Genomic DNA, 11,861 nt, shown 5'->3' with positions numbered 1-11,861 from the left:
CTGTGATTGCTCTAGCACATAGCTTAAATCTAAAAGTAATTGCAGAGGGTGTTGAAACAAAAGAACAAAGAGACTTTTTAGTTGAGAATGGGTGTTCTAGTATTCAAGGATATTTTTACTCTAAACCAATACCTGCTCAAGAGATAAAGAAAATGTTTATACGCAGTTAAAGACTATAATTTACTCTTGAGGTTCATATTGGTAGATGGGGTCTATTTGATGTCCAGGGCCAAGTGTAATGAGTTCTTTGACTAGACCATCAGCTAATCCGTAAACCCAGCCATGTATTATTGGCCCTCCATGCTTATCCCACGATTCTTGAACAACTAATGAATGAGATACTGCATGTACTTGCTCAATGGTGTTAATTTCTACTAGTTTATTTACTCTTTCTTCTTCAGTCTCAAAAACATCAACTTCATTTTGATAAAGTCGATAGGTATTTTTAATATGCATCAACCACTTATTTGTAACAAGTAAATTGGGTTTTTGTTTTTGTAAGGCTGCTTGTATACCTCCACATCCATAATGACCACAAACAATAATATGCTTCACTTTTAAAACTGTTACAGCATATTGTAATACACTTAAAAAATTAAAATCTGTAGCAATCACTTGATTAGCAATGTTTCTATGGATAAACATTTCACCAGGCGCTGCACCAACAATAATTTCAGCAGGAACACGACTGTCTGAACATCCTATCCACAAGAGTTCAGGATGTTGACTTTTAGCAATATTTTTAAAATACTCTGGGTCATCCTTTGTCATTTTAGCTGCCCATAATTTATTGTTCTTAATATACTTGTTAATCTTATCCATAATATTCCTTAGTTCAGTAATTCTACTCTTATACTATTTAAAAAGTACTTGCTCATTGATGTGATTCTAAGTTTACTTTACTGAAATCTATGAAAGTAGGTTAGCTTGTTTATCGGAGTAGAGATAATAAATCACAAGGTTCATCAGCATATCGTGGTTCTGCAGGTGTTTTATATACAGCAATTCTTTTATTGGAAGAGGAAAGTGAACTTTAGGTTAGATAATTGATAGAATCAGAAACTTATAGTATGAGGATAGTTTAGGATAAATACCTTACGAAAATTTCGTAAGGTATTACGTTATGGTCGTAGTAGATATTGGTACATATAGTCAGCACCTTTTTTATCTTTAGAGTTTCTCAGTAGTTCATACTGTCTTTGCCATTTTATATATTCATAATAATGCCAAGTGAATTTAGGAACTTTGAGCCTAATTACTTTACCAAAAATTTTAATTTCTTTTCTAACCCATATAGTTTTTATCCAATGAAGTCCCCATGTTTCTTTAGCAATTTCAATATAAGGTAACGTAGCAAACTCTGTACTTAAAAGGCCTCTTGTATAAAGTGAAGCATCATGAACGACACTACTTTCTTCCCAATTATTCTCAAAATATTCATAAGGCTGATAATAAGAATTTCCATTTAAATGTATTTCATCCACATTACCAAAGTGATTTGCAGGTGCTTGTATAATTGGGTAATGATTTTTCAGATAAGCTCTGTCATCTGCAACAGACTGAACACTGTTATACTGAATCATACCAGAAGGAGATAGATAAGGTGTTACAAAATACCTAAATTTTAATGGGTTGAAAAATATCTTACCTTTTCTATACATACTCATTTTTTTAGCTCGTTCTGCATGAAGATCTTTTAATAACCATTTATTTTTTACCCAATATTTTGGTCTTTTTGTCATATGATTTGTTTGCGACCACGATGAAAGAACACCATCATTATATCCTCTAATGAGAACTTCTGCTGCTGTTCTACTCATATCGGTAGGTGCACCAGTCAATGTTCCGGCTAACATTAGAGTAGGCTTTGTACCTTCTTCCATAATACTACGATAATGTGAACGATAGGACTCTAGTCCCAAGTCAGCCATAATTGTATCTCTAGGAACAAATGTAGATGCACCAGACAAAACATCATCATTAAAAAGTTTTCGTATTCCATCGCCCATCAGATGTGTCAATACACTAATACTATTCGTAACAAGTCCTGCCGTAGCAATAGGTGATCCTCTAAATGCTGCATCGAATGCAACTTGTGCATCCATTAAATCATAGAGAGAAGAGTCTATATGGAATGGACTAGCCAAATTATTTTTATTTAATTCTAAAAGACCAAACATGGTACTTATGATTTGTCCTCCAGTTGAATGTGAAACGAATACAATACCGTTATCCCCAAAACACTGTCCTTTATTTCTTCCCTCTTTTGAAAAAACAACACCTGCATTATTACCATCTCTAGCATCTTGAACTTGCTTGAGTATAGCATTTATTGCAGGGTATAGATGCTGATTTGTAGACCAAGTAACGATTAAGTATGAATTAGTTGGGTCTGTTTCATCTCCTCCAAGTACATGTCTAATATGATTATTCCAATATCCTTTTGTAGCATTATGATATTCTCCACCTTCATAAAAGTCAGCTGCATCATTAGGCCAACGACCGGTAAATGTTGGCGGGTGATGTTTATACCCATTAAGGACTGCTTGTTGTAGTCCATGTACATAAACTATATCTCTTCCTGAAAATGGTTTACTCAGATCAACTATCCTATCTCCACAAGTTTTATCACCAGCTGTTGTAGTAACTAAGGGTAGGCCTGTTTCATTAATATCTGGTGAAGTATTATTTAGTTCCATACTATCTATAAGTGCATAATCATCATCTAGCCCTTCTTCCTGACTCAAGATATAATCAAGTTCTGCTTGTTCTTCGGAGGTAAGTTCTTCTCCACCACCAATAGAACTACACTCTAAGTCTGTATTATTTACATCAGCATACCAGTTAGATGTACTTGTGTCATAATTAGGATATAAGTCACTTGTTGCACCTGCCTCATATCTTGTAATTGTTATAACTGGGTCACTATTATTCATATCAAAACCACTTGGGACATCTATAGTGACATCTACCTCTTCTCCACATCCATCATAGCTAGCTTCAGCAATACATACTCTGTCTATAAGTGCAGATATAGTTTCATTATTCTCATTAAATATAGCTATTGCAAGGTTACTAAAATCACTATTTGCTTGCCAAGCTGGTAATGTTACTTTTACCCAGTTATTTTGATTTGTCATTGTTCCTGTAACAGCAATGATAGATGTATTTAAATCAGGTTGTAAACTATCGAGTGTACCGTTAAAGGCTAAAGCTTTTATCTGGAAGTCAGTCTTTCCTTCATGTTTGAGTGAAAATTTAAGTTGATAATATTTTCCTTGTTCCATAGGGTATGCTAAAGTTTGAAAAAGAACATCGTTAGGTGTTTGTAGATGTCCCGCTCCATTGTCTTCATCTCCGTTTGCAAGTATGATTGCTGGTAATATAGATGTAAATTGAGGTACAGAAGCTGTTTCCCATGGGCTATTGTCTTGTAAAAATGATTGGTCTTGAACCATGTTCTTCTCACAAGAATGAGGATCGATATCTCCTTCTCCGATACTTTGAGTTGAATAGATAAAACTGTTCCATGTTGTATTCTCATCTTCTATATCATCAGGATCTGAAACATACCAGGCATAACCTACATTTTCTTCAAGTGTTAGTGTTGGAAAATTTATTTCAAAGTTACACTCATTAGGTACTTGTATGATTTGCTCTAATGCCACAACTGCGTTTACATTTTGAGCATCTATTTTAATGACTTTAAGTTTTACATCATTAAGAGTAGCAGTAGAATTTGCACAAGAAATAGTAGACGAAGTACTAATAGCATTTCTTTCGAATTTAAAAATAGGGTATGGATTTATAAGTACTTGCGTATCTGTTGGACTTAGATTAATATATCTTGTTCCTAGTTGTATATTTGAAATGGCTAAAGAAGCCCAGTTAATGTTAATAGAGCTAATAGCATCCTCACTATCAGCTATGATATCTATTTTCCCTCTAGCATCTGAGACAGTGGTGGGATCAATACCAACTTCAGAAAGAACCTCAATAGAAGCTAAATAAGAAGGATTACTTGTGATTAAATCCGGGTTATCTTCTATTACATTAGTACGTGTTCCAAGAGTATTAGTAAAGTGTACTGCTACATTTACTTTATTACTTATCAGGTCTTGTCTCTCTTGTGCTGCAGCTAAATCTTCAGCAGATAAGTTTGGAAATTTTTCAGGCGTTAAGTCTAAAGTTAAAGATAAATCCATAAACTCAGCTATCATATCACTTCTAGATTTGCCACTATCAAGTAAACCTCTCCAGTATGCTACACCTTCTGTATCCCCAGCTTTGCCAAGCGAGTTTTTATAGATTGCCTGGACAAATTCTTCATTACCCATACCACCATATGTTGTGGTAAAAGTTGGGTGTCCGGCAAAACCAGCGGATAAGTCTTTAAGAACACTTAATGCGTTTCCACCTGCAGTTTCTGCATTAGCCCCTGCAATGTTCCAATAATCTAAGCCTTCTTTATCCGCTGCACGATTAAAAAAAGATATGTATAAACTTGATATCTTATTTTCCAAACTTACTTCTCGAGCCTGAAGTGTAATGGCAAAGAGTAAGGTTAGAATGATGAATGATGTTTTTAGCTTGTTCATGATATATCCTTTATTGTTTTTATATATTATGAAGTATGACAAAAGAGTGTAAGAAAGTGTAAGATTGAAGAAAAAAGTTTATTTTAGAAAGCTATTGAAATATATATCCTTCCCCATACACATTTTTTATACTCTCTTTTGGCAATTTTTTACGAAGGTTACTCACAATATTCTTTACGCAGTTAAGTGAAATTTCTCTGTCAAATTCATCTACCCATACATGGGCCATAATCTCTTCAAAGCTTATGCTTTTATTTTTATGCCGAATTAGTAATGCTAACAGTTCTTGTTCTTTAGCAGTAAGTGCACATGCTTTACCATTATGCAATAATTTTTCATTCTCTTTATCCCATACAAGGGATTCTCCAAGAAAAAGTATATTAGGGGAGAGCTCTATTAATTCAATCGCCAGTAAATTTAAAGTGTGTTGAAACTCTAAAAGGTCTATTGGTTTTACAAGGTATTTTAGTAATTTAAGCTCAGTAGCTTGTAGTAGTTTTTCTTGATCTGTAAATGCCGTAAGCATGATTATAGCAACCTGCTTATCTTTTTTTCGTATGTATTTAGCAAGTGTAAGTCCATCCACCCGAGGCAAATCAATGTCTAAAAGGAGTACATTAGGTCTATGTAAATCATACATTTTCAGCCCCTCTTCACCATCTGAGGCAACATATACTTCTCGAAAATATCCTTCAAGATATTCTGCCATGTTTTTTTGAATATTGAGTTCATCTTCCACATAAAGTATAGTATATTTTTTCAGTAATGCTTTCAAAATCAAACTCCTCTTAAATTTAGTATTACATAAAAGTGTAATGAAGTGTAAGGTTTTACAAAGTTATAGGAACTTTAATTGTAAATAATGCACCTATTTCTGTATTGGATACTTCCAATTTACCTTGCATATTATGCCCAATGATAATACTGGCAATATACAGTCCAAGCCCTGTACCGCCTGCTTGCTTTTTAGTCGTAAAATAGGGATCAAATATTTTGGATAGATTTTTATCTTCTATTCCCCCTGCATTATCTTCTATACCTATAATAATTTGATCTTCATTCCCTCTTACACTAATATAAATCTTTTTTTCTTTTATCCCTTTGGCATACAATACTTCAGAAGCATTACACAAGAGTATAATTAAGACCTGAGAAAATTCACTCTCATAGCTCTTTATTTTTACTTTATTGTCAAGGTCATAGATAATTTTTATATCTTTTAGATTGTTTTTAATTAATGTAATTACATTATACATTACATCTTTTATGAGAAAATATTTCTTTTCTTTCCCAATTTTTAAAAGATTTCTAAAGTCTTCAATGGTATTAGACATATGTGAAGTTAGTGAAAAGACCTCTAATACTTTTTCTTTTAAATAAGAAATCTCTTTTTGTGTCTCTATCCCTCTATCTAAATTCATCATTACTACATTAATGTTCATAAGTGGCTGTCTCCATTGGTGTGCAATGGCATTGATCATTTCACCCATACTAGCCATATGAGCTTGTCTAAGAAGTATCTCTTCATTTGTAATGCGTTTTTCAACCTCTTCTTCTACTTTTATTTTAAGGTTATTGTTTAGTTCTCTTAATTTAAATGTTTTTCCCTCTATCTCTTTTTCAAGTCTTAAGTTATAAGACAAAAGTTGATTTCTTTCTACATCTTTTATTTTTTCATAGGCAAACATAATTAGTGTTGAAGTAGTTAATACAGCAAATAATGTAATGTATTCTGCAATGGTGTAAGGATATTCTATAACTAAAAGGTAGCCTACAAATCCCAATAGCAAAATAAAAATAATAATACCTCCTTTTTTATCTAAAAAAAAGAAAATAAGTACAGGAGCTGTAACAATCCATAGTATATTTAAATGATTTTGAGGAACGAAAAAAAATACAATAAGAATATAGATAAAAAAGAAAAGGAAAAAGAGAATAGAATATTGAGTATAAAAGTTTTTATCTTTTCGTAATTTTATAAATCCAAATAACAAGAAAAAAGAAAAGAGAAATTGTGTAACACCTGCAATAACACTTCCATGTGTTACACGATATATGGCAAAGAACAAGATACCCAAACCTAAAGAAAAAGAAATAATGAGTAAGGCGAAAATTTGATGTTTAAGTACCCATTCATCATTACTGAAAGTATCTTTAGGGGTAAAAAATTCTTTTATAATCATTAATATTCTTTAGGTTTATTTATAGTGCAACTATTATAACATGATATAAGTGAGTCCACAAAATACAGAAGTTTAAGAGTAAAGTTACCTCACTTATTTATTAGATAAAATATAAATATTTGATTTAATCATAAAAACAGATGCTTAAAACACCTTCTAAACTATGCTATAGTAGGAGTAAAGAAAGGTTTATTTATAAATGGCTGTAAAAAAGTTCTAAAATATGTATAAATTGTCAGTCTAAAAATGTTATTTAAAATGCTTCAAGAAGAGGAGTAAAAAGGTATTTTTGTAAAGGTTGTAAAACTTCTTTTAGCTCGAAAAGAAGACCAGAGCATCTACAAGAAATAATATTTAAAGAGTACTTCTTACAACGACAAACACTCAATCAACTTTCAGTAAAATATTCTAAATCAATAAGCTGGATAGTAAAGCAAAGAGATAAATATATTGTTGATGTTAAAGTACATAATCCAAGGAAAGTTAATCTTGTATGTGATGCTACATTTTATGGAAAGAGAGGCTTAACAAAGGCTTTTAAAGATATTCCAATACAAAATGTGTCACTTTCATCAAAAGAAGATTATACAAAGATATATTACAATGAGACCAAAACTTGAAGCGAGTAAAGACCTTAAGAAAATAGTTTCAAGATTAACCCTAACAACAGAGAAAAATTTCACTCTATATCTAATACAACAAATACACTTGAAGGTGGAGTATTCTCGCACATGAAAAACATGATTAGTTTACATCGTGGACTTAGTGAAAGTATGAAGTTAAATTTAGTCGATTATTATTTAGTGAATTATAAGAAGAAGCAGAAAAGTAAGTACCCATATTTACTATTAAGTCTAATAGTTGGGTTCTTTAAATTATTATTGTTAATAAATAAAATGCTCTAGAAACAAAAATCATCCACAGACAAGTGAAGTAAAGGATCTTCAACAACAGCTGGAGGAGTGTATGAAGACAAAAGAGCTACTTACATCATAGCATCTTAAGTAGTTTTAAAATCGCGCATAAGTGCGCGTTTTAGAATATAAAGTTTTTCATTGATATTACTCACTCATTTCTTTTTTGAAAAAGTACGCATTATATTAATAAGATAAGTATTTAATGCAGAGGATAGCAGAATACTAAAAAAACAGAATATATTAAACATTATTCCTATATAATAATTAGTAAAATATATTAAGGAAGAATATTGAAAAATATCTTGAAACTTATCCTCATCGCCACTTTATCCTTGGCAACCCTCGAAGCCAGAGAAGTAAGTATAGAAAACAAAATCACATCCCTTTATATCTCCTTCTTTAACCGTGCAGCAGATGCAGAAGGGTTAACACACTGGAGTGCTAAAGGGGAAGAATTGGCTATTGCTAATAAAAATCCATTAGATGTACTAAAGGAACTCGCAGGAGCATTTGCACAACATCCTGTATTTGAGTCTACATACGGAAATATGGATAATGAATCATTCGTTCAAGCCATATATCAAAACTCACTTGGAAAAGAAGGAGATGCAGGTGGTGTAGCATACTGGAAAGGCTTACTAGATAGTGGTACATCAAGATCAGATATGATTGCTGAATTTATGAATGCCTCCCTAACTGTAGACTTAACATTAGAGAACTTTCCAGAACTCTCAGCAGAACAGTTAGCAGCAGCGCAAGAAAGACAAGACCTGATTACAAATAAAGTAGAAGTAGCTGTATATTTTACTAAAAACTTAGGTACTAAGACTAATGTTGTTGATTCTCAAAATCCTACAAGCGATCCTGCTTATTTAGCTTCCATTAAAGTAATTAGTGGTGTGGGGATTGATAAAAGGACAGTTACTACTGCAAAGCAAAGGATATTAGGGACTGTAAATGATAGCGATAGTATTAGTTTAATTAATAATGATTGGGAAAATTTGGAAGAAGTTACAATAATCCATAATGGTATCAATTATAAAACAGTAACCTCTACAAACACTGGAAGAATATGGTTAGACAAAAACTTAGGTGCAATGAAAGTATGTGATAAAAGTCGTTCTGATTTCAAAACAGATTATCTGTACAATGTAAGCCAAGAGGAATGTTTTGGAGAACATTATCAATGGGAAGGTGGATCGGATGCTCCAACCCTGTCTGAAAAAAAAGAAAAAATGGAAACCTTGCAATCAAATAGTGATGGAGCATGGGATCCTTGTCCAGTTGGCAGTAGGTTACCGTCAATAGAAGAATTACTAGCTGAAAATATTTCTAACTATAGTCTGGCTCATAGCCTTTTTAATATACCATTAGCTGGAAAAGGGAATACATATGGAGCATCAACAGATGATGGTTCTGAAGTATATTTATTATCAAGTAGTACTTCAAATGGTATACCTAAAATATTAAATATACAAGAGCATATATCTTCATGGAAATTTATTAATAGTAAAAATACGTCAGCTTCTGTACGTTGTTTAAAGATCGTTGCACCTGCGGTTTGGACTGCGAGTGAATGGGGGTCTTGTTCAGGAAGTTGCGGTACTGATAATGCGATACAAACTAGGAAACTAGAATGTACTGATTCAAATGGAGATACGATAAATAATGATTACTGTAGTAATGAAGAAAAACCTGAACTGACACGTCAATGTACTGAAAAAGAATGCCCTGCAGTACCAGAAATATCTGAAGTTGAAGATGATAATAACGAAATTATTTCTCCTATAACTTCTAGAATATGGCTTGATAAGAATGTCGGAGCATCTCGTGTTTGTACATCATCTACAGACAGTGATTGTTTTGGTGATTATTATCAATGGGGAAGATTAACAAACGGTCATGAAAAGGCTAATAGTCAAACTAATAACACTAAGGCTTTAGTGATAGATAACCATACTACTAATTTTATAATTGAAGATAAGGATTGGTTAACATCAGATATAGACAATAATGGTAGTTTAAGAAATAGTCAATGGTCTGTAATTGATGGCACAAGTGTATGTCCTGCTGGATACAGAGTTCCTACATTTAATGAATTAAGTGCTGAAACAAACTATACCGGAGTAGAAAATAATGAGACTGGTGCAGTTAAAATTGTAAATGCGGCTACAGCACTTCAGAATTTTCTAAAGTTTCCTGCTCCAGGGTATCGTCACTATATCAATGGATCATTTTATAACTCACCTGATGGATATGGAGCACTATGGACATCAACACCATCTCCAAATCCAACTTCTCAAAGTTTTGATTATGGAGATGTCAATTTACAAGAAGTAGACGAAAATACTAGCTATATAGAAGCTGGCAATGATTTAGTTCTAGCAGATGGAGGAGTGAGTTTTGGAACACTAACAACAATTACTGATGAGGACGACGATTATCAAGAGATAGATATTACATCAGTTTTTCCAAATGGAATAAATTTCTTTGGCCATACTTATAATGATATATTTATTGGAACAAATGGATATGTGACTTTCGGCCATGATCAAACGTCTTATGATTCAGCAGGAATAGCAGGATATACTGATGGTCCTATGATCGCAAGTCAATATGATGATATCGACATGGGTGAATCAGCTAATGTCTCTCCCAATGGTACATCTACAGGGAGTAATGAGTTATATTATCATCTTGATGCAGTAAATGGTATTATTACTATTACATGGGATGATATTGCTCCATACGAAAATAATGGTGATTCAGATGCTTATTATATTGATGGTATTCATTATAACGACCAGGAAGCTATAGATGTTGGGAATGCCCATCAAATAAGATTGCACAGAATAAATGATACTGATTTTGCTATAGAGATACGTTATGAAAATATAAGTTGGATGGGAGGTTATAATGACGAACCTGCTACTGCTGGATGGACTGCAGGAGATGAAGAAAATTATGGAGAAGTTTCTGTATCTGGTACTGATGAATTTATTAATGTAGAAAACTATTCCAATATCAATCATCCAGGTGTATTTGCGTGGAAAGTTATTAATGGTAATACGACTAATGCTCCTATTCCTGAAATAGTTGATCGTGCATATGGTTTATCTGTGCGCTGTATAAAACCTGCCCCTTTACCTTAGTCTCTTGAATCTCTTCGCTTTTATAAAGTGAAGAGAAATTTATTTAATTATTTATGGAAGATCACTATAGAAAATAAGCTATTGAAATAATATCTCATTTAAGAGTTGATACAGTCTGATCATTCAGTAGCTACTTACCAAAAATACATCCAGAAACCAACTTATATTGTATATCCCAAGAAAGCTCAGCAACATCACTTCAACTTCAAATGATCTAAGTCCAACTCCTTAATTTATGACACTTCAAGATGCTGCAACTGAGGATTTAATCAAACCACCAACTTTACCTCAAGGACATAGCTGATCCAAATACATCAACGTAAGCTATGACTGTATCTACAATCAAGTACAACCACATAGATTATTACCGCCATATACTCTGAACCCTAAAGTCGCTAACATACAGAGTGAGTGTGCCTATATGATCCCGAAAAGATGGTTCACTTTATGAGTAGAAATGCTAATTGAACTAAGAGATGTGGAAGTACATGTCGAACCACTAGAGGTGCTAACCCAAGCATTACAAGATTATGACCTATCAGTAAAGGACCTTCTAAATATATGTATCGATGAAGAATCTGTAGACACAGTACTTGAGGCGATTAAGAACGAGGATATTAAGGCTTATTACTACAGCAGAGACATCAACATCGAGCTGAAGTATTTTGAGCAGATTAGTGAAGCAGTAAAAGAATTTACAAGAGCTGAGAAGCGATGCTGATTTGGCAGTTACTTTGCCAATTCAAGCGCCAATTCTAATATCAAGTACAATTTTTTGAAAATAAGTTGAAAGATAGGATTAACTGAAAACCTGCTAATCTATTTCAACCAAAAAATAAGAAGTAGCATGAAATATAAACAGTTAACCATGAAAGAACGATATCAAATTGAAGCTTTAATAAAAGAAGGCTTGAGCCAAAGAGCCATAGCAAATAATATTTGTGTACATCACTCAACTATCTCTAGAGAGCTCAAAAGAAACTCACTAAATAATAATGAATACAATGCTGT

8 protein-coding genes are annotated in these 11,861 nt (G+C 32.9%); 4 read left to right on the top strand and 4 right to left on the bottom strand.

What is annotated here, in order from left to right; all coding sequences use genetic code 11:
- Positions 1-2 precede the first annotated feature (2 nt).
- Positions 3-170 (top strand): EAL domain-containing protein, encoded by a 168-nt coding sequence (locus tag ACI9TV_RS14620; protein ID WP_415251561.1) that lies wholly within the window; start codon positions 3-5, stop codon positions 168-170.
- Between the two features lie 10 nt (positions 171-180).
- On the opposite strand, the gene ACI9TV_RS14615 is transcribed toward ACI9TV_RS14620, so the two are convergent.
- The 4 genes from ACI9TV_RS14615 to ACI9TV_RS14600 form a co-directional block, all read right to left on the bottom strand.
- Complete coding sequence (locus ACI9TV_RS14615) at positions 181-822, bottom strand: carbonic anhydrase (RefSeq protein ID WP_415251559.1); 642 nt, start codon at positions 820-822, stop codon at positions 181-183.
- 299 nt (positions 823-1,121) lie between these two features.
- A complete protein-coding gene (locus ACI9TV_RS14610; RefSeq protein WP_415251558.1) occupies positions 1,122-4,598 on the bottom strand; it encodes a DUF4214 domain-containing protein in 3,477 nt (1,158 codons plus the stop codon).
- Positions 4,599-4,689: 91 nt separating this feature from the next.
- Positions 4,690-5,373 (bottom strand): response regulator transcription factor, encoded by a 684-nt coding sequence (locus ACI9TV_RS14605; RefSeq protein ID WP_415251557.1) that lies wholly within the window; start codon positions 5,371-5,373, stop codon positions 4,690-4,692.
- 55 nt (positions 5,374-5,428) lie between these two features.
- A complete protein-coding gene (locus ACI9TV_RS14600) occupies positions 5,429-6,781 on the bottom strand; it encodes a sensor histidine kinase (protein ID WP_415251556.1) in 1,353 nt (450 codons plus the stop codon).
- Between the two features lie 1,207 nt (positions 6,782-7,988).
- Between ACI9TV_RS14600 and ACI9TV_RS14595 the strand changes: the two genes are divergently transcribed.
- The 3 genes from ACI9TV_RS14595 to ACI9TV_RS14585 form a co-directional block, all read left to right on the top strand.
- A complete protein-coding gene (locus ACI9TV_RS14595; RefSeq protein ID WP_415251555.1) occupies positions 7,989-10,850 on the top strand; it encodes a DUF4214 domain-containing protein in 2,862 nt (953 codons plus the stop codon).
- A gap of 505 nt (positions 10,851-11,355) precedes the next feature.
- Positions 11,356-11,571, top strand: coding sequence for a hypothetical protein (locus ACI9TV_RS14590; protein ID WP_415251554.1), 216 nt, complete (start codon positions 11,356-11,358; stop codon positions 11,569-11,571).
- A 126-nt stretch (positions 11,572-11,697) separates the two neighbouring features.
- Positions 11,698-11,861: helix-turn-helix domain-containing protein (locus ACI9TV_RS14585; protein WP_415251560.1), on the top strand; the 164-nt coding region annotated here is incomplete at its 3' end.

This window comes from Sulfurimonas sp., from assembly GCF_047622445.1.
Taxonomy (GTDB): domain Bacteria; phylum Campylobacterota; class Campylobacteria; order Campylobacterales; family Sulfurimonadaceae; genus Sulfurimonas.
The sequence above is the reverse complement of the archived record's forward strand: the minus strand, read 5'-3'. Positions and strand labels throughout refer to the sequence as shown.

Bases quoted from the DNA above. Each gene is read 5' to 3' on its own strand.
- ACI9TV_RS14615 (WP_415251559.1), bottom strand. From the start codon at position 822: ATGGATAAGATTAACAAGTATATTAAGAACAATAAATTATGGGCAGCT.
- ACI9TV_RS14610 (WP_415251558.1), bottom strand. From the start codon at position 4,598: ATGAACAAGCTAAAAACATCATTCATCATTCTAACCTTACTCTTTGCC.
- ACI9TV_RS14600 (WP_415251556.1), bottom strand. From the start codon at position 6,781: ATGATTATAAAAGAATTTTTTACCCCTAAAGATACTTTCAGTAATGAT.